This window comes from Pseudonocardia oroxyli, from assembly GCF_900102195.1.
Lineage (GTDB): Bacteria > Actinomycetota > Actinomycetes > Mycobacteriales > Pseudonocardiaceae > Pseudonocardia > Pseudonocardia oroxyli.
The window spans coordinates 209,990-228,522 of the sequence record NZ_FNBE01000005.1; the positions used below are offsets into that span (position 1 = coordinate 209,990).

The window sequence follows — 18,533 nt, forward strand, 5'->3', positions numbered from 1 at the left end:
GCCCGGTACGGCGGCGGCCTGCTGCGCGCCGCCGTACCGGTCGCCGTCGTCCGGGCCCTCGCGACCGGCGAGTGGTGACCCGGGGTCGTGCGTGGCGAGTGGTGCCAGAGCACCACTCGTCACGCACGGGCGGCGGAGCCGCTCCGCTCGGGGTACCGGACCTTCAGCAGGCTCTTGCAGTACTCGCCGTTGGTCTCGATGCCGACCCGCTGCAGCCGCGCCCGCCGCAGGTGCAGCGGGACCTGGGCCGCGGTGACGCGGGAGCCGTCGCCGTGGATCAGCAGCGGCGCCTCGTCGCCGTAGGGCAGGCCGATCGCGGCCCGGCGGTCGCGGAGCCTGCGCAGCTCCATCGAGTCCGGCACCTCGGACAGGGTGAGCCCGGCCAGCTCGTCCGGCCCCATGCCCTCGTCGACGAACGGCCTGGCCAGCCGGTCCTGCCCGGCCAACGCGGCCTTCGACAGGAAGGTGTGCCGCAGCTCGTCGAGCTCGGCGGAGGCCTCCCCCTCGAAGGACCCGACGAACCCGGAGTGCGCCGCCACGCCCCCGTTGATCTCGTCGGCGTGGGCGTGGTCGGCCAGGGTCACCGCCGCGTGCGTGACGCCGGGGACCGCGGACACCGCGTCGTAGGCGTCCGCGACCATCAGGAAGGAGAAGTTGGGGGCGCAGAAGAAGGTCGGCAGGCGCAGACCCACGGAGACGTCCCCCGAGGGGGAGACGGTGCACGACTCCACGAACTCGAGATCCGTGATCGGTTCGTCGAGCTCGGGGTCGAGCACCGTCCCCAGCGCCCGCCAGACCTCAGCGGGCAGATCGGTCATGCCTGGGCACCCGCCCGGTCCTCGACGAGGTCCTCGCCCGGCGCCTCGGCGTCACCCGCGGTGGTCGGGAGCTGCAGCTCCGCGGGCACCGGGATGTCGTAGAGCTTCGCCGCGTTGAGCCCGAGGATCTTCTTCTTGGACGCGGTGGTGAGCCGCGGGTAGTCGGCGAACTGGTCGTCGTCCGGCATCTGCCAGTCGACCAGGCCCTCGACCTGCCACTTCGGCACCCAGATGTTGTAGTCGCCGCCGAAGAGCATCTTGTCCTCGCCGACCCAGAACAGCAGCTCGCCCATGACCTTCGCGAAGAACTTCGGGCGGGCGTGCATGAGGCCGCCGACCACGACGGAGAGTCCGGCGTAGACGTTCGGCTCCTGGACCGCCATGAAGCAGAAGTCCTCGATGCGCGGCAGACCCACGTGCTCGACGATGAAGTTGAGCCCCTGGAAGTCCGTGGCGGCGTGGTCGACGTCCGCGACGTCGAACGCGTCCTTGTCCAGCGGCCAGATCGTGGGGCCCTTGTGGACGTGGACGTTCTTGATCCCCAGGTCCTGCGCGGCCTGCAGGAAGCGGTACGCCTCGGGGTCGGTCAGCTTGTAGCCGCGGGAGTCGCCGTTCCACTCCGCGGTGTAGAGCTTCACGCCCTTGTGCTTGTACTTCGCGACGTCCGCCTCGAGCTGCTTGAGCCCGGCGTCACCGTCTCGCGGGTCGAAGCGCCCGTTGACGATCAGTCGGTCGCCCCACTTCTCCAGCAGCGCACCGTTCTGGTCGACGGTGTTGAACCCGTCCTTGTACCACTCCTTCAGGTAGGTCGACTGGAAGATCGCGTAGTCGACGTGGCCCTCGACGAACATGTCCCGCTCGAAGTCCTCGGGCGACACCTTGAGGTAGTGCTCCCAGTCCCAGTGGGTCTCGGGCGGGCCGAGCTGGTGGTAGCCGTAGAAGCAGTCGATCCATCCCTTGGCGAACTGCTCCTTGCCCTCGACCCAGTTCTCCTTGGACGCGTCCCAGAAGTGACTGTGGGAGTCGACGACGAAGTACTTCTCTCCGTCTTTCTCGTACATGTGGTGGTGTCCTTCCGTCAGCGCTTACGGAACCAAGATCGCCCGGCCCCGGACCCGGCCGGCGTCGAGATCGTGGAGGGCGTCGAGGGCCGCATCCAGCGGGTACTGCTTCGTGTGGAGCGTGACCTTCCCGGCCTGGGCCAGGACCATCAGCTCGGTCAGGTCGGCGTAGGTGCCGACGATGTTGCCGATCACGTTCTTCTCGCCGCCGACGAAGTCCAGCGTCGGGGCCTTGAACTCACCGCCGTAGCCGAGCACGTACTGCGACCCGGCCGGGGCGGTCATCTGCCAGGCGTCGAGCTCGGCGCCCTGCTCGGCGACGAAGTCGAACACCACGTCCCCGCCGCGACCGTTCGTGAGGTCCTTGACGGCGTCGATGTGGGTGCCGTCGGCGAGCACGGTCTCGTCGGCGCCGATCTGCTTGGCCAGCGCCAGCGCATCGGGGTTGCGGTCCACCACGACGATCCGCGTGCCGGTGATCGCCGCCAGCGCCTGGACCGCGATGTGGCCCAGACCGCCGACGCCCTGGACCACCGCGGTGGTGCCGGGGAACAGGTCGGGGACCGCCTTGCGCACCGCGTGGTAGGCGGTGATGCCCGCGTCCGCCAACGCCGCGACGTCCGCGGGGTTGGTGCTCGGGTCGAGCTTGATGCAGGCCCGGGCGGTGGTCCGCAGGTACTCGGCCATCCCCCCGTCGTTGTTCGACAGGCCGGGGAAGAACGCGGCCTCGCACTGCATGTCCCGGCCCCGTCGGCAGGCGAGACAGAGCCCGCACGACGGCTGCGGGTGCAGGATCACCGTGTCGCCGACGGCGACGTTGGTGACCCCTTCGCCGACCGCCTCGATCCAGCCCGCGTTCTCGTGGCCGATCACGTACGGCAGCTCGGGGTTCTGCGCCTCCGCCCAGTCCCCGTTGATGATGTGCAGGTCGGTTCGGCAGACCCCGGCTCCACCGATCTTGACGATGACGTCCAGCGGGCCCTGGAGCGTGGGCTCCGGAATGTCGTCGATCGTGGGATCGGAGTGATAAGCGTGCACCCGGACGGCCTTCACGCCGCACCTCCTCGCGAGTCGATGTGGTCGCGATCACCGTCTATCCGGGTGTGCGGAGTCACAAGTCGAGGGATTCCAGTAGGTGAGAAAAAGAACTAATCGGACTCCGACCGTCGTGCCGGCTCGGAATGAGATGATCTTGCGGGTCGTCCGGAGGCGGCTCTGACCTGCGCCGGAAGCAGGTCCGCGCGGCCGGCCTGATCGACTCGTCGACCTGTCTCATCCTGCGACAACCCACCCGTCGGGAGGGGCAGTCGCGCGCGAGTCGGGCGACGGGCGCGGGTCCGCGAGTGTCAGTAGCGTCGGTCCCATGCGGACTGTCATCGCCGGGGGACACGGCAAGATCGCACTCCGGCTCGCCACGCTGCTGGCGAACCAGGGCCACGAGGTGGTCGGGGTGGTGCGCAACCCGGACCACCGGGCGGACGTCGAACAGACCGGGGCGTCGGCCGTCGTGCTGGACCTCGAGTCCGCCTCGGCGGCCGATCTCACGCCCGCGTTGAAGGGGGCGGACGCGGTGGTGTTCGCGGCCGGCGCGGGTCCGGGGAGCACGGCGGCGCGCAAGGACACCGTCGACCGCGCCGCGGCCGTGCTGCTGGCGGACGCGGCCGCCCAGGCGGGGGTGCGCCGGTACGTGCTGGTGTCGGCGACGGGGGTGGACCAGCCGGTCGACCCCGCGCGCGGCGAGGTGTGGGCGGCCTACGTCGCGGCGAAGAAGGCCGCGGAGGACGCCCTGCGGGGCCGCTCGGACCTGGACCTCACGATCGTGCGCCCGGGCACCCTGACCGACGATCCGGGTGTCGGCAAGGTGGCGCTGTCCACCGGGCCGCTCGATCGGGTGGACGTGACCCGGGACGACGTGGCCGCGGTCCTGGCCGCCGTGCTGGAGGCGCCGGGCACGGCGGGCCTGACCCTGGAGCTGATGGGCGGCACGGACGACATCGTCGGTGCGGTGGCGGCGGTGCAGAAGTGAGGGCGGCACGTTTCGTGCGCTGAGTGCTGTTCGCGGAGCACCCGGTGCACGGAACTCGCGATCATGCAGCAGTGTGAGCACGAAACGTGCGCCGAGCGCACTCGAACGAGCTGGAGCGAGGCAGCGTGAGCGAGTACGACGTGATCGTGATCGGCGCGGGTCCGGTGGGGGAGAACGCCGCCGACTACGCGCACCAGGGCGGGCTGTCGGTCGCGTTGGTGGAGGCGGAGCGCGTCGGTGGGGAGTGCTCCTACTGGGCGTGCATCCCGTCGAAGGCGCTGCTGCGCACCCCGATGGCGGTGGCGGCGGCGCGCAGGCTGCCCGGCGTCACCGCCGAGTTCGACCCGAAGGCGGTGTTCGCCCGGCGGGACTACTTCACCTCCCGCGGTGACGACTCCGGCCAGGCCGAGTGGGTCGCCTCCGCCGGGATCACCCTGGTCAGGGGCCATGGGCGGCTCGTGGGGGAGAAGCGGGTCCAGGTCGGGGAGCAGACGCTGACCGCCCGCCGGGCCGTCGTCCTCGCCACCGGGAGCTCCCCGGTCCGCCCGCCGATCCCGGGGATCGACTCCGTGCGCACGTGGGGCTCCCGCGAGGCGACCTCGGCGGACGCGGTGCCGCCCCGGCTCGGCGTGCTCGGCGGCGGGGTCGTGGGGTGCGAGATGGCGCAGGCCTACGCCCGGCTGGGCGCGCAGGTCACGATGCTCGTCCGCGGCCGGCTGCTGCCCGCGTTCGAGGAGGTAGTGGCCGAGAAGGTCGAGGCGGGCCTGCGCGCCGACGGAGTGGACGTCCGGTACGCGGGGCTCGACGCCGTCGCCCCCGGGATCCTCCTGACGGTGGGTGCGGAGACGATCGAGGTCGACGAGCTGCTGCTGGCCACGGGCCGCCGAGCGAACACCGCGGACCTGGGGCTGGAGTCCGTGGGGCTCGACGGGGTCGAGGCGGACGACTCCGGGCTCGTGCTCGGCGACTGGCTGTACGCGGTCGGGGACGTCGCGGGCAGGGCGCCGCTGACCCACCAGGGCAAGTACGAGGCGCGCATCGCGGGCGCGGCGATCGTCGCGCGCGCCGCCGGGCGGTCGGTCGACCCGGCGCCGTGGAGCGAGTACGCCGCCACCGCGGACCACGTCGCCGTGCCGCAGGTGGTGTTCACCGATCCCGAGGTCGCGCACGTCGGACGGACGGCGGGCCCCGGCGACCGCGAGATCGTGATCGACATCGCGGTGGCCGGGTCCTCCCTGGAGGCGGACGGCTACGACGGCAAGGCGATCATGGTCGTCGACCCCGCCCGCGAGGTGATCGTGGGCGCGACGTTCGTGGGCCAGGACGTGGCCGAGATGCTGCACGCGGCCACGATCGCGATCGTGGGCGAGGTGCCGCTCGGGCGGCTGTGGCACGCCGTGCCGGCCTTCCCCACGATCAGCGAGGTGTGGCTGCGGCTGCTGGAGGCCTACCGGGCGGGCCGAGCGTAGCGTCGGGCCGGTGATCGAGCTCGAGGACCTGCGGGCGGACTGCACGCGGTGCACCGGGCTGTGCTGCGTGGTGCCCGCGTTCGAGCGCTCCTCGGACTTCGCGTTCACCAAGCCCGCAGGCACCCCCTGCGCCCACTTGACCACCGACGCCCGCTGCGACCAGCACGCCGTGCTGCGGGAGCGGGGGATGGTCGGCTGCACGGTGTTCGACTGCTTCGGTGCGGGTCAGGCGCTGACCGCGCGGGTCGAGCGGCGCGAGGACGCGTTCGCCGCCTTCCCGCGGCTGCGTGACCTGCACGAACTGCTCCGCTACGTCGTCGAGGCCGAGGGCCTGATGGACGGGGTGGCCGGGGAGGACGACCTGCTCCGGCGGCTGCGGGCGGCCCGGCGGGACCTGGAGGGCGTGGTCGCGCAGGGGCCTGCGGAGCTGGCCGGGGAGGACGTCGACGCCCGCCGGGGCGCGGTCAACCCGCTGCTCACCGAGGCGAGCGCCCGGGTGCGGGGAGGCGGTCCGGACCACCGCGGCGCGCAGCTGGTCGGGGCCTCGTTGCGGGGCGCGGACCTGCGCCGGGCGTCCCTGCGCGGTGCGCTGCTGCTCGGCGCCGACCTGCGGGGTGCGGACCTGCGTGGCGCGGACGTCACGGGTGCCGACCTGCGCGGCGCGCGACTGGAGGGCGCCGACCTCCGGGAGGTGCTCTTCCTGACCCCGCCGCAGCTCACCGCCGCCCGCGGCGACGCCACCACCCGGCTGCCGCGCGGGTTCGCCGCGCCCGCGCACTGGCTCAGGGTGCGGTCTGGCTCAGCGCCGCGGCGACGCCGATCGTCACGGCCATCACGGTGACCTCGATCCCCGCCCAGCGGAGCACGGGCAGGGTGCCGCGCTGCAGCCGTCGTCGGGCGAGTGCACCGAGCAGGGCGAGCAGGACGATCAGACCGGTCTTGGTCAGCAGCAGCGCGCCGTAGCCGCTGGTCACGAGCGCGCCGAGGGTGGGGAGGCGGAGCACCGCGTTGGCGATGCCGGTGAGCCCGGTCCCGACGACGCAGACCGTCGCGATCCGGGAGAACCGCGGGATCGCCTTCTCGCGCAGCCGCCGCTGCGGCGCGATCAGCACCAGCAGGACGGCCAGGCCGCCGACCCACAGCGCCGCCGCCCCCACGTGCAGCGCCACCGTGACGACCGCGAGCTGGTGGTCCGGCGAGGTCCCGGTGTGCCCGGTGACCCCGGGGGTGAGCGCGCCGAGCAGCGCCGCGACCAGCACGACCCGCCCGGGCACCGACTCGGGCGCGCGCAGCCGGGCGATCGCGCAGCCCAGCACCACGAGCGCGCAGAGCGCGGTCAGCAGGATGCCGCGGCCCGCGGCGACCCGGGTGCCGAACGCGACCACCTGCCCCCCGGTGAGGGCGGCGGGGGAGACCCCGAAGGCCTCGGCGCTGCGCAGCACCGCCGACACCAGCACCGCGGCCAGCCACAGGCCCGCCGCGGGCACGGTCCACCGGTCGCCGCGGCGGATCACGGCGAGCCCCGTGGCGTCCCGGGCGCTCGTCGGGACCAACACGGTGACCAGCCCCAACCCGACGCAGGCGACCGCGGCCGCGTCGGTCAGCCCGCGGGCCCCGGTGGCGGCGAGGGTGACCCCGCCCGCCGCCACCAGGACGCCCGCGGCGAGGGCGACGCCGACCGCGATCAGCGCCCACAACAGCGGCAGGAACCGCTCCGTGGAGCGGGCCGCGGTCGGCGCCCCCATCAGCGGGCGGTCCCGGTCACGAGGACCTCCCGAGCCGCATCGCGACCACCACACCGGCGCCGACCAGCACGATCGCGCCGACGATCCACGGCCAGACGGGCATGCCGCCGGACTCCTGGTCCTCCTGCGCCGCCTGGGCGACGGGTGCCTGCGAGGTGGGCGCCGCGGCCGTCGGGGCGGCGGCCTGCGTGCCGGCCCCGGGCCCCGGCTGGGTCAGGGTGAACCCGATCTGCCCGGTGATGGGGTGGCCGTCGTCGGACAGCACGCGGTAGCCGATCTGGTAGACCCCGGCCGGGCCGAGCGGGTTCACCCCGATGCTGACGGTGGTGTCCTGTGCCTTCGGGTCGCCCGCGGCCTGGTACTGCGCGCCGTCCGGGCCGGTCACCGTGATCGTGTTGAAGCCTTGCTGCATGGTGTCGCTGAAGGTCAGCGTCACCGTCTGGGGCCCGGTGGCGAGGCTGGCCCCGTCCGCGGGGTCGCTGCCCTCGAACTGGGCGTGGGCGAAGGCGGGCGCGGCACCCACCAGCATCGCGAGCACGGCGAGCACACCCGCCGCGACGAGCCTCCTCATGCGTCCACCTTCTCCTTCGGCTCGGCGCCCGACCGCCTGCTGCGCAGCAGCGCGCCGCCGCCGAGCCCGAGGCCCAGCGCGCCGAGCAGCAGCCCGACGCCGCCGAGCCAGCGCGCGGTCGTGTCGGTGGTGCCCGCCGCGGCGGCGGTGTCCCCACCCCCGTGCGCGCCGTGTCCACCTCCGGTGGCCGGCGTCAGCGTGACGGTCGGCGCCGGGTGCTCCGGCTCCTCCGCCCCGGCGACGGTCGGCTGGTCCCACGAGACGACGCGGCCGTCGTCGTAGGTCTGGACGGCGGGCAGCACGATCTCGTCGACCCCGGTCGGCAGCGGCCCCACCGACAGCGGGAAGTCGACGTACTGGCCCGGCCCGATGCGGGTGCCCGGCTGCGCGGTCCAGGTGACGGCGGTGACGGCCTCGGTCACCTGGGTGCCGTCCACGTCCACGGGCGCGGGCAGCGTGCCCTTGGTGACCTCGGCCGTCCAGCCGGGCTGCGGCGTGGTCCGCGCCGAGGTGATGGGGTGGTCGACGGGCAGGTTGACCTGCAGCTTCGTGGTGCCCGCTGTGCTCGACTCGTTGGGCACGCGGAAGGTGATCACGGTGTAGCCGCCCTGCTCGGCGGTGCCGGGCTGGGCGGTGACGTGCGCGAACGCGGGCACGGTGCCGGCGAGCAGCAGCCCGCCTGCGACGGCGGCCACGGCGCTCGCGCGCAGGGCGGTACGACGAACGGTGAACATGGGTGTCCTCTGTGAGGTGGGTCCGGATCCGGTCAGGGAGCGGACGCCACCGGAGGACCGCGCAGGCCGAGCGCCCCGACCGCGGCCCGCCGGACGTGCCCCGAGGACGCCTCGGGCGTGACCCACGTCCGCACCCGCGGCGTGACGACCGGGGTGCCGGGACGGCGGGGGACCACCCGCCGCAGCGCGTGGCCGACCGCGGCCAGCAGGGCGTCGACGTGCGCGAGCAGCAGCCCGGACAGCACGGTGGCCACGGCGTGCATGGCGAGCATCCGGGGAGCGTCGACCGGGCCCGCGTGGTCGTGGCCGAACAGCACCAGGAGCTCGTGCAGGACGAGCTGACCCGCACCGAGCGTGCCGAGCACGGCGAACCGGCCCCGGATCCGTTCGGCGAGCGAGGTGACGACCAGCGCCAGCAGGGGGAGCAGCACGAGCAGCAGCCCCAGATCGGGCAGGGTGCCGCCGCCCGCCAGGTGGCCGAGCGCGCTGAGCAGCGCCGTCAGCGAGACCAGGGCGAGGCCGCGCGGGACCGGGCGGGCGTGCGGACCGACCCCGGACGGGGGACGGGTCCGTGCTCGATCGGCCGACGACACAGCCACAGACCGTAGCCCGTGGCCGCGACGATCAGTGGCGCAGGTGGCCGCCGACTCAGCCGCCGACTCAGCCCCCCACTCAGCCGCGCAGCCCGAGCTGGTCCAGCAGCCGGTCCTCGATCCGGTCCAGCTCGCTCCCGACCGCGCGGAACGCCGTGCGCCGCCGGGGGGTCGGCATCTGCTCCGCCGCGCGCACCGCGAGCGCCAGGTCCGCCAGCCGCGGCCGGGTCTCCTGGGCGAACGCGCGGCCCGCCGCGTCGCCGGTCGCCTCGACCTCGGTCAGCGCCTCGCCCGCCCGGGACAGCCGGGCGTGCAGCGCGCCGCCGCGGCCGGTGAAGCGGCCGAGCTGGTCGGCGGGGACGCCGAGGCGCCGGGACCGGTAGGTGTCCCAGGACGCGCGGGCGACCCCGGCCGCGGCGATGCCGTAGGGCAGCAACAGCGGGGCCACCGCCTTGCCGACCGCGAGCACCCGCTTGGTCTGCGCGCTGGTCAGGTCCTTGGGTGCCGCGGTGCCCGCCTCCTTGGCCAGCGCCTTCTGCGCCTTGGTCGCCGTCCGGCGGGCCTTCTTGTTCGCCTTGCGGCCGACCTTGTCGCTGGTCGCGGCCTCGACGGCCGCGAGCGCGGTGCCTGCCGCCCGGCTGACCCGGTCCCCGGCCTGCTCGGCGGTCTTGCGTGCCTTGGCCGCGCTCTTCGTCGCGGCCTTCTCGGTGCGGGCGGCCGCCTTCGCCGCCTTCCGCCTCGCTCGGTCCGACGAGCTCCGCGCCATGGTGTCCCGTGCCTCCCGCTCCGTGACCGTTTCCGGTGATCGGGGCGAGACTAGTGCCCCGTCGCAGAAGGGTCGTGCCGGAACCGGCGGATCCAGCCGCTCGTGGCCGAGGCGCCGCCGAGTGCGGTGCCACCCTCCTGCGACGAGGCACCGCGGCCTGGCTCGTCGTGGCCTGCGCGGAGTTGTCGGTGTCGGTCTCTACCCTCCAAGGCGTGACGGTGTCGATCAGGGGGACGATCAGCGGGTCGGGCCCGGGCGCCCCGGTGGGGGTCCCGGTGCTCGATGCCGCGGCGACCACCCGCTGCCGCCGCCGGGTCCACCTCGACCACGACCCCGCGGCGGGCGACTCCCCGCGCGCGCTCCCGGACCCGGCGATCGAGCAGCGCCGGGCGGATGCGCGTGAGCACCGCGCCCACATCGCCACAGCGCTGGCCGCGGATCAGCCGCAGGCCTGGCACTCCGTGCCGGAGGAGGGCACCTCACGCGAGCGCGCGCGCCGCACGGAGGAGCTCGTCGCGGCCGGTGCGGGCCTGATCGGCGGGGCCGTGCTGCCGCTGGACCGGGCGGGGCGGCGCGGCTCGGCGGAGCTGTTGGTCCGGGTGCCCGGCGGGTACCTGCCGGTCGTCGTCGTCCGGCACCGGATCACCGATCCCGGCACCGGCGCGCTCACCGCGCCGCTGGCCACGCCCTTCCCCGCGGCCGCGCGGCCGGACACCGAGCGCAAGGTCCGGTCCCAGCCCCGCGACCTGCTGCGGCTGGCACACCTGCTGCGCATGCTGCAGTCCGCGGGCTGGGCCCCGGAGGACGCAGGCCTGGGCGGCGTGATCGGCCTGGATGCGGACGTCGTGGTGTGGCACGACCTGCGGGCCGGGCACTGGCCGGGGGAACGCAGCACCCTCGGCGAGTACGACGAGCGGTTCGCCGACCGCGCGGCCGTCGCGCTGGCCGCGGCCACCGGCGCCGCGCCGCTGGCCGAGCCCTCCCGGATCCTGGAGTGCCGGCGCTGCCCGTGGTGGCCGACCTGCGAGGCCGTGCTCGAGGAGCGGCGGGACGTGAGCCTCGTCGTGCGCGGGGACACCGCCACGGCGCTCAAGGAGATCGGCGTCGGCACGGTCGACGAGCTGGCCGCGCTGGACCCGGCCCACGAGCCGGTGCCCATGCCCGGCATGCCCTTCGCGGACGCGGTGGCGCTGGCCCGCGCCCGACTGCGCGGGCTCGCCGTGGTGCGCCGGGTTCCGCAGGTGCCGGTCCTGCGGGCGGACGTCGAGGTGGACGTCGACATGGAGAGCTTCGGCGAGTCCGGCGCCTACATGTGGGGGGTGCAGCTGTCCTACCCGGGCGGGATCCGCCCCGGGGACGCGCCGGAGGGCTACCGGGCCTTCGCCACCTGGGACCCGGTCCCCACCCCGGACGAGGGGCGCTCGTTCGGCGAGTTCTGGACCTGGCTGTCCGGGATCCGGGCGGCCGCCGCCGCGAGCGGTCGCACCTTCGCCGCCTACTGCTACAACGAGCAGGCGGAGAACCGCTGGCTGCTGTCCTCGGCGCAGCGGTTCTCGGGCATGCCGGGGGTGCCGCCGGTCGCGCAGGTGCAGGAGTTCATCGCGGCGGACACGTGGGTGGACCTGTTCGCCGTGGTCAACGAGTGGTTCCTGTGCGCCCAGGGCAAGGGGCTCAAGAAGATCGCCCCCGTCGCGGGGTTCACCTGGCGGGACCCGGAGGCGGGTGGGGAGAACTCCATGCGCTGGTACCGGGACGCGGTGGGGATGGACGGGGCCGAGCCGGACGCGGCGCAGCGCGAGCGGCTCATCGGCTACAACACCGACGACGTGCTGGCCACCAAGGCCTTGCGGGAGTGGATGACCGGCGCGGCCCTGACCGAGGTGCCCCTGGCGAGCGAGCTGTGACGCGCCTGAGCTGGTCCGTGGTCCCGGCGCCGGGTCCGCTGGGGGCGTTGACGGTCGGCAGCTCACCGACCGGGCTGTGCCTCGTCACGTGGGGCGCCGATCCCGAGCGGGTGGGCGTCGCGGCCGCACGGCTGGAGCTGGAGCCGGTCGAGGGCCCCAGCGCCGCCGCGGAGCAGGTCGCGGAGTACCTCGCCGGGGAGCGCAGGCGGTTCGACGTGCCGCTGGACTGGCGGCTCACCCACGGCACCCAGCGCACGGTGCTGCAGACCCTGTTCCGGGCCGTCCCGTTCGGCAGCACCACGACCTACGCCGAGCTCGCGGACGCGAGCGGGGCGTACGAGGGCCACGGCTACACGGCGGCCCGGGGGGTCGGCTCGATCATGGGCTCCAACCCGATCCCGGTCGTCGTGCCCTGCCACCGGGTCATGGCGGCGGGCGGTCTCGGCGGGTTCGGCGGCGGCCTGCCCACCAAGGAGTGGCTGCTGGCCCACGAGGGCGTGCTGGCCCCCACCCTCTTCTAGCCGAGATGAACGTCAGGGCGATTCCAGGTGCCCTCGGATCGCCCTGACGGTCATCTCGGCGGGAGGCCCTAGCCGCGGACCGCCTGGATGTCGATGTCGATCCGCAGCGTGCGGCCGATCGCCAGGACGCCGGCGAGGACGCTCTGGTTCCACGCCATGGTGAAGTCGTCCCGGGAGATCTCGGTGGTCGCCTCGAAGGCCGCCCTGGTGCCGCCCCAGAGGTCCGGGCCGGTGCCGCGGTAGCGCACGTCGAGCGCGACCGGCGCGCTCACCCCCTTGAGGGTGAGCACCCCGTCGACCCGCCAGTGCCGGGTGTCGAGCCTGGTCAGGCCGTCGGACTTGAAGGTGATCTCCGGGTAGGCCGCCACGTCGAGGAAGTCCGGGGAGCGCAGGTGCGTGTCCCGGTCGGCGTCGTCGGAGTCGACGGCGCCGGGGTCGATGACGACCTCGACCGAGCTGTTCTCCAGCGGGTCCGCCACCTGGATGTGCCCGGAGAACGACCGCAGCCTGCCGTGGATGCGGCTCATCCCCAGGTGCAGCGCGGTGGCGCGGATGGACGAGTGGTGCGGGTCGATGGCCCAGGTGCCGGGCGCGGGCAGCACGTCCCCGCCCACCCGGGGGAGCTCCAGCACCCCGAGGGTCGCGCGGCCGCCGGAGGCCGCGACGGTGCGGGCCGCGGGCTCGTGGCCCGCCGCCGCGGCGATCACCGTGTACGGGCCGTCCGCCAGCCCCGCGAGGACGAACCCGCCGTCCTCGCGGCTCGTGGTCCGCCCCTGCTGCACGCCGGTCGCGTCGACGGCGGTGAGGGTGCCGCCGGTGACGGGCCACCCGTCGGGGGTCATGAGCCTGCCGGTCACGTCTGTCACGAGGCCGCCTCCGCGGGAGTGAGTGCGTCGGCGGTCATTTCTGCACGACCTCCTGCGCGGGTGCCGGGAACTGGACGTCGGTCTCGGTCACCCCGCCCGCGCCGATCTGCACGACGGTCGCCACCGGCGCGTACCCGCTGGCCGTGAGCGTGTAGGTGCCGCCGGGCAGGTCCTCGAAGGTGAACGTGCCGTCCGGGGCCGTGACGGTCGAGGCCACGACCGCGCCGTCCGCGTCGATCAGGGTGGCGAGGGCCTCGGGGACGCCGCGGCCGTCGCTGGCCGCGACGACGGTCCCGGTCAGCCGGGCCCGCTGCGGCAGCGTGATGTCGTGGTCGGTGGTCGCCCCCGTCCGCAGCTCCACCGACGAGGCGACGGGTGCGAACCCGGGCCCGGTCGCGGTCAGCGTGTACCGGCCCTCCGGCACCCCCTCGAGGCGGTAGCGGCCCGCCTCGTCCGGGCGTCCGGTGGCGGCGACGTCTCCGCGGGCGTCGATCAGGGCGAGGGTCGCCTCGGAGACCGGGGCGCCGTCACCCGCCCGCACCGTGCCGCGCACGGCGGAGGCGCCTGCGAGCGGGACGTCGTGGCGGACGGGACGGTCCGCCACCGCCACCATGGACGCGTAGGGCGGGAACGCGCCGCTGGTCGCCACGATCAGGTAGGTCCCGCCGTGCTCCAGCGGGATCCGGTAGGCGCCGTCGGGCCCGGTGACCGTGCGGCCCTCCTGGTGGCCCGCCGGGTCGGTGAGGGTCACCACGGCGTCCGCGAGGCCGGTGCCGTCCGCGCGGTGGACGATGCCCGTCACCTCGGGGCCGTCCCCGGTCGCGGTGTCGGGGCCGGGCTGCGCGGCAGGCAGCCCGCCGCCGAGCGCGTGGCGCCCGCGGATGGTCGCGGAGCCGTTGCTGGTGCCGTTGGTGGCGGCCCCGACGGGTGCGGCGAAGGGGTCCGGCGCCGACCGCGGGGTGGGCGAGGGCGGCACCGGGGCGGGGTGCTCCTGGGGGTCGAACGGCGAGGCCGCGGCCGCCGCCTCCGCGCTCTCGACGGCGGGCATCGCTGCGGCCTCCTCGGCCAGCCGGGCCTGGGCGCCGGACATGGTGCGCAACGGCAACTCCTTGATGAACAGCACGAACACGAACGCCAGGAACATCACCATCGCCGCCACGAGGAAGGCGAGGGTCATCGAGTCGGTGAAGCCGACCAGGAACGGCCGGGCCAGCCCGGGGTCGATCTGCTGCAGGAACGCGGAGTCGCTGAGCACGCCGGACGCGGCCGACAGGTCACCGGATTGCGCGCCCTGCAGGACCTGGGCGTTGGCGGGGTTCGCGATCACCGCGGGATCGGCGGCCGCGGCCCGGAAGACCTGGCCCGCGTCGCCCTGGAACGCGGCGGTGATCTTGTCGCCCACCGTGGAGAACAGGATGGACAGGAAGATGGCCGTGCCGAGCGTGCCACCCATCTGCCGGAAGAACGTCGACGACGCCGTGGCCACGCCCATGTCGCGCGCGGGCACCGCGTTCTGCACGGCCAGCACCAGGGTCTGCATGCAGCAGCCCAGCCCGAGGCCGAACATCGCCATCAGCAGGTCGAGCTCCCACAGCGGGATGTCCCAGGTGACGAGGAAGTGCAGCAGCAGCATCGCGCCGACCATCAGGGCGGTGCCGATGATCGGGAAGATCTTGTAGCGCCCGGTCCGGGAGGTGACCTGGCCGGACACGATCGACGCCACCATGATCCCGGCGACGAGCGGCAGCATCAGGAAGCCGGACTCGGTGGGGCTCGCGCCGCGCACGATCTGCAGGAACTGGGGCAGCAGCGCGATGCCGCCGAACATCCCCATGCCGAGGATGATCCCGGCCGCGCTGCTCAGGCTGAACACGCCGTTGCGGAACAGCCGCAGCGGGATCAGCGCGTCGTCGCCGATGCCCCGCTCGCAGAAGTAGAACAGGATCAGCCCGATGGCGCCGATGATGTAGCAGCCGATGGCCCGGTCGGAGTCCCAGCCCCACTCACGGCCCTGCTCGGCCACGATCAGCAGCGGGACGAGGCCGATGGCCAGCGTCAGGGCGCCCGGCCAGTCGATCTTGTGGGGGCGCTTGACGTGCGGGACGTTCAGCACCCGGGCCACGACGAACAGGGCCACGAGCCCGATCGGCACGTTGACCAGGAAGATCCAGCGCCAGCCGTCGATGCCCGCGATCTCGGGCTGGCCCGAGAACAGCCCGCCGATGACCGGGCCGAGCACGCTCGACGTGCCGAACACGGCGAGGATGTAGCCCTGGTAGCGGGCCCGCTCCCGCGGCGGCACGATGTCGCCCAGGATCGTCAGGGCCAGCGAGAACAGGCCGCCCGCGCCGAGGCCCTGTACGGCCCGGAAGCCCGCGAGCATGTACATCGAGGTGGCGAACGTGCAGAGCACGGAGCCCACGATGAAGATCGTGATCGCGGTGAGGAACAGCGGCTTGCGGCCGTAGATGTCCGAGAGCTTGCCGTAGAGCGGCGTGGTGATCGTGCCGGTGATGAGGAACGCGGTGGTGGCCCAGGCCTGCTGGGACAGCCCGCCGAGATCGTCGGCGATGGTGCGGATCGCCGTCGCCACGACCGTCTGGTCGAGGGCGGCGAGGAACATCCCGAGCGCGAGTCCGACCAGGATCGTCACGATCTGTCGATGGGTCAGCTCACCGCCTCGGTCCGGGGCGACGGTGGCTGTACTCGGTGCAGTCAACGCAGGGTCCTTTACCTTCTCTTTGCATGTAGCACGCAATGAGTATCGGTGGCCAGGATGCGCCTTTGCGGGGACGGTGCGCAAACGGGTTCCGGGTGATCCGGACGACCCCGCGTCTGTGGGAGAGTGGGAACCCGCCGAGCGAGGAGGGGCCGAGGCATGGTGCGCAAGACCGTCACCGCGGGCGACGGGCGGACCTGGGAGGTCTCGCGGCACATCGAGTGGTCCGTGCCCGCGGTCGGCGACGAGTTCGAGCACGACGTCGACGGTGGCCGCGGAGCCGTCGTCATGGTCGTCTGCGCGTTGATCGTGTTCGGCGTGGTGATCGTCGCCTGGCCGCTGCTCACCCAGTCCCGGCTGCACGTGCCGCTGTTCTACTGGCTGTTCGCCCTGGTCATCCTGGGTTTCTTCCCCGTCCGCTGGTACCTGCGCAGGCCGTGGACGATCGTCGCGAAGACGGACGGGCACTACAACTCCGACGCCAAGCAGGAACACTGGGTCGGCAAGGTCCGCGGCGTCGGCAAGGCCCAGGAGGAGATGCGCGTGGTGCTCCTGTCGCTGCGCCAGCGCGGCACCCCGGGCCACGCCGACACCCCCCTGCAGCCGGACACCAACTAGGGGGACCGACATGCCCGAGCTCCCCGAGGTCGAGGCGCTCGCCCAGCACTTGCGCGACCACGCGCTCTACCGCCCGGTCGCGCGGGTCGACGTGGCGAGCATGAGCGTGCTCAAGACCTTCGACCCGCCGGTGTCCGCGCTGGTCGGGCGGGTGGTCACCGGGGCGTCGCGGTTCGGGAAGTTCCTCTCGGTGGACTTCGAGGACCGGCCGGACGCGGGCCCCCTGCACCTGGTCACCCACCTCTCGCGGGCGGGATGGCTGCGCTGGCACGAGCAGGCGTCGAGCACACCGCCGAAGCCCAGCGGGCGCGGTCCGCTCGCCCTGCGGGTGCACCTCGACGCCGTCGGCGGGCCCGGGTTCGACCTCACCGAGGCGGGCACGCAGAAGCGGCTCGCCGTCTACCTGGTCCCGGACGTCTCGCAGGTCCCGGGCATCGCCCGCCTGGGGCCGGACGCGCTGGACCTCTCGCGGGAGGCGTTCGGGGAGCTGCTCGCCGGGCGCTCCGAGCGGATCAAGAACCTGATCGTGGACCAGAAGGTGCTCGCCGGCATCGGCAACGCCTACTCGGACGAGATCCTGCACACCGCCAAGCTCTCGCCCTACGCCGTCTCCGGGCGGCTCACGGCGGAGAAGGTCGACGCCCTCTACGCGGCGATGCGCGGGGTGCTGACGGACGCCGTCGAGCGCTCCGTGGGGCAGGGCGCGGCCTCGCTGAAGGGCGAGAAACGCTCGGGGCTGCGCGTGCACGCCCGCACCGGCCTGCCCTGCCCGGTGTGCGGGGACACCGTGCGGGAGGTGTCCTTCGCCGATCGGTCGTTCCAGTACTGTCCGACCTGCCAGACCGGCGGCAAACCCCTCGCCGACCGGAGGTTCTCCAGACTGGTGAGGTGACGCGCTGTGGCCGAGGTCCTCTCCTCGCCGTTGGTGCTCATCCTCGCGGCCGTGATCCTCGCGCTCCTCGTGGTGATCGTCGTGCTGCTGGTCCGGCGGTCGCGGCGGCACACGTTCGCCAGCCCGCTGGAACGCGCCACGTTCTCCACGCTGCACACGGTCGCGCTCGCCGCGCCCGCGCTGCGAGACGGGCTGAACCCCAACTCGGCCAACTACGCGCTGCCCTACCTGCGCACCCTGCTGGACACCAGCGCCCTGACCATGACCGACGCCCGCGGCGAGGTCCTGGCCTGGGACGGCGAGGCGGACCAGCACAAGCCGGACGTCGTCGGGCTGGCCGACCAGGTCATCACGACCGGGCGCCAGCAGGTGCTCTCGCACGGCTCGATCGCCTGCCACTACCCGAACTGCGACATCCGCGGCATCGTCGCCGTGCCGCTGGAGAGCGACGGCACGATCATCGGCACGCTCGCCGCGCTGACCAACGCCACGGCGGGCCCGGTCCTGCTGCGGGCGACCGCGGAGGTCGCGCGGTACGTGTCGTCGCAGCTGGAGCTCGCCGAGCTGGACGAGTCGCGGGCCCGGCTCAACCGCGCCGAGGTGCGGGCGCTGCGCGCGCAGATCTCCCCGCACTTCGTCTACAACGCCCTGACCACCATCGCCTCGTTCATCCGCACCGACCCCGTCCGGGCCCGTGACCTGCTGATCGAGTTCGCGGACTTCACCCGGTACTCCTTCCGCTCCGCGGGTGAGTACACGACGTTGTCCGACGAGCTGACCAACATCGAGCGCTACATCGCCCTGGAGAAGGCCCGCTTCGGCAACCGGCTCAACATCAAGCTGCAGATCGCGCCCGAGGTGCTGAACGTGGTGCTGCCCTTCCTGGCGCTGCAGCCGCTGGTGGAGAACGCGGTGCGGCACGGCCTGGCCAGCAAGCCCAACGGCGGCACGATCACCATCACCGCGGAGAACGCGGGCGCCGAGTGCGTGATCATCGTCGAGGACGACGGGGTGGGCATGGACCCCGCCCGGCTCACCGAGGACCTCGACGACGCCCATCTCTCCGGCGCGCACGTCGGCCTCGGCAATGTCGACGACCGCATGCGCAGCGCCTTCGGAGACGACTTCGGCCTGGTGGTGGACACCGCCGTCGGCGCGGGCATGAAGATCACCCTGCGCGTCCCCAAGTTCCGGGCAGGCATCCGAGCCTGACCCGTGAGCGGCGATAGT

At 73.6% G+C, this 18,533-nt stretch carries 18 protein-coding genes; 8 read left to right on the forward strand and 10 right to left on the reverse strand.

The window, feature by feature from the left end; genetic code table 11:
• Window positions 1-119: 119 nt before the first annotated feature.
• From BLS43_RS10025 to BLS43_RS10035, 3 genes are read right to left on the reverse strand one after another with little or no spacing between them, the layout of a single operon-like run.
• Window positions 120-818 carry an iron-sulfur cluster assembly protein gene (locus BLS43_RS10025; RefSeq protein ID WP_093080873.1) on the reverse strand — a complete coding sequence of 233 codons (699 nt, stop codon included), beginning with the start codon at window positions 816-818 and terminating at the stop codon, window positions 120-122.
• Window positions 815-1,879: an amidohydrolase family protein gene (locus BLS43_RS10030; RefSeq protein ID WP_093080877.1), complete on the reverse strand. Its 1,065-nt coding sequence runs from the start codon at window positions 1,877-1,879 to the stop codon at window positions 815-817. The genes BLS43_RS10025 and BLS43_RS10030 overlap by 4 nt, the downstream gene beginning before the upstream one ends.
• Before the next feature lie 24 nt (window positions 1,880-1,903).
• Complete coding sequence (locus BLS43_RS10035) at window positions 1,904-2,932, reverse strand: NAD(P)-dependent alcohol dehydrogenase (protein ID WP_093080882.1); 1,029 nt, start codon at window positions 2,930-2,932, stop codon at window positions 1,904-1,906.
• A 310-nt stretch (window positions 2,933-3,242) separates the two neighbouring features.
• On the opposite strand from BLS43_RS10035, the gene BLS43_RS10040 reads away from it, so the two are divergent.
• From BLS43_RS10040 to BLS43_RS10050, 3 genes are all read left to right on the forward strand, one after another.
• Window positions 3,243-3,905: an NAD(P)H-binding protein gene (locus tag BLS43_RS10040; RefSeq protein ID WP_093080887.1), complete on the forward strand. Its 663-nt coding sequence runs from the start codon at window positions 3,243-3,245 to the stop codon at window positions 3,903-3,905.
• A 140-nt stretch (window positions 3,906-4,045) separates the two neighbouring features.
• Entirely contained in the window at window positions 4,046-5,374 is a 1,329-nt protein-coding gene (locus BLS43_RS10045) for a dihydrolipoyl dehydrogenase family protein (RefSeq protein ID WP_176921265.1), read from the forward strand.
• A 10-nt stretch (window positions 5,375-5,384) separates the two neighbouring features.
• Entirely contained in the window at window positions 5,385-6,215 is an 831-nt protein-coding gene (locus BLS43_RS10050; protein ID WP_093080890.1) for a pentapeptide repeat-containing protein, read from the forward strand.
• On the opposite strand, the gene BLS43_RS10055 is transcribed toward BLS43_RS10050, so the two are convergent.
• From BLS43_RS10055 to BLS43_RS10075, 5 genes are all read right to left on the reverse strand, one after another.
• Window positions 6,157-7,119: a copper resistance D family protein gene (locus BLS43_RS10055; protein WP_093080893.1), complete on the reverse strand. Its 963-nt coding sequence runs from the start codon at window positions 7,117-7,119 to the stop codon at window positions 6,157-6,159. The genes BLS43_RS10050 and BLS43_RS10055 overlap by 59 nt on opposite strands.
• 16 nt (window positions 7,120-7,135) lie before the next feature.
• Window positions 7,136-7,690, reverse strand: coding sequence for a copper resistance CopC family protein (locus BLS43_RS10060; RefSeq protein ID WP_093080896.1), 555 nt, complete (start codon window positions 7,688-7,690; stop codon window positions 7,136-7,138).
• A complete protein-coding gene (locus BLS43_RS10065; protein WP_093080899.1) occupies window positions 7,687-8,424 on the reverse strand; it encodes a YcnI family copper-binding membrane protein in 738 nt (245 codons plus the stop codon). Before BLS43_RS10065 ends, BLS43_RS10060 begins: the two co-directional genes overlap by 4 nt.
• A 32-nt stretch (window positions 8,425-8,456) precedes the next feature.
• A complete protein-coding gene (locus BLS43_RS10070; RefSeq protein ID WP_093080902.1) occupies window positions 8,457-9,017 on the reverse strand; it encodes a hypothetical protein in 561 nt (186 codons plus the stop codon).
• Window positions 9,018-9,096: 79 nt separating this feature from the next.
• Window positions 9,097-9,783 (reverse strand): DUF6474 family protein, encoded by a 687-nt coding sequence (locus BLS43_RS10075; protein WP_093080905.1) that lies wholly within the window; start codon window positions 9,781-9,783, stop codon window positions 9,097-9,099.
• Window positions 9,784-10,001: 218 nt separating this feature from the next.
• Here BLS43_RS10075 and BLS43_RS10080 point away from each other — a divergent pair, with 218 nt between their 5' ends.
• Together BLS43_RS10080 and BLS43_RS10085 are read left to right on the forward strand one after the other, a co-directional pair.
• Complete coding sequence (locus tag BLS43_RS10080) at window positions 10,002-11,687, forward strand: TM0106 family RecB-like putative nuclease (RefSeq protein ID WP_245707416.1); 1,686 nt, start codon at window positions 10,002-10,004, stop codon at window positions 11,685-11,687.
• Window positions 11,684-12,208, forward strand: a complete 525-nt coding sequence (locus BLS43_RS10085) for a methylated-DNA--[protein]-cysteine S-methyltransferase (RefSeq protein WP_093080908.1) — start codon at window positions 11,684-11,686, stop codon at window positions 12,206-12,208. The genes BLS43_RS10080 and BLS43_RS10085 overlap by 4 nt, the downstream gene beginning before the upstream one ends.
• A gap of 68 nt (window positions 12,209-12,276) precedes the next feature.
• On the opposite strand, the gene BLS43_RS10090 is transcribed toward BLS43_RS10085, so the two are convergent.
• Complete coding sequence (locus BLS43_RS10090; protein ID WP_245707407.1) at window positions 12,277-13,074, reverse strand: YceI family protein; 798 nt, start codon at window positions 13,072-13,074, stop codon at window positions 12,277-12,279.
• A gap of 34 nt (window positions 13,075-13,108) precedes the next feature.
• Window positions 13,109-15,793, reverse strand: coding sequence for an MFS transporter (locus tag BLS43_RS10095; protein ID WP_245707408.1), 2,685 nt, complete (start codon window positions 15,791-15,793; stop codon window positions 13,109-13,111).
• 159 nt (window positions 15,794-15,952) lie between these two features.
• On the opposite strand from BLS43_RS10095, the gene BLS43_RS10100 reads away from it, so the two are divergent.
• The 3 genes from BLS43_RS10100 to BLS43_RS10110 are packed head-to-tail and all read left to right on the forward strand — an operon-like array spanning window position 15,953 to window position 18,515.
• On the forward strand, window positions 15,953-16,411 hold the full coding sequence (locus BLS43_RS10100; RefSeq protein WP_093080918.1) for a hypothetical protein: 459 nt from the start codon (window positions 15,953-15,955) through the stop codon (window positions 16,409-16,411).
• A gap of 10 nt (window positions 16,412-16,421) precedes the next feature.
• On the forward strand, window positions 16,422-17,303 hold the full coding sequence (locus tag BLS43_RS10105) for an Fpg/Nei family DNA glycosylase (RefSeq protein ID WP_093080922.1): 882 nt from the start codon (window positions 16,422-16,424) through the stop codon (window positions 17,301-17,303).
• 6 nt (window positions 17,304-17,309) lie between these two features.
• Window positions 17,310-18,515 carry a histidine kinase gene (locus tag BLS43_RS10110; protein ID WP_093080927.1) on the forward strand — a complete coding sequence of 402 codons (1,206 nt, stop codon included), beginning with the start codon at window positions 17,310-17,312 and terminating at the stop codon, window positions 18,513-18,515.
• The last annotated feature ends 18 nt before the right edge of the window (window positions 18,516-18,533 follow it).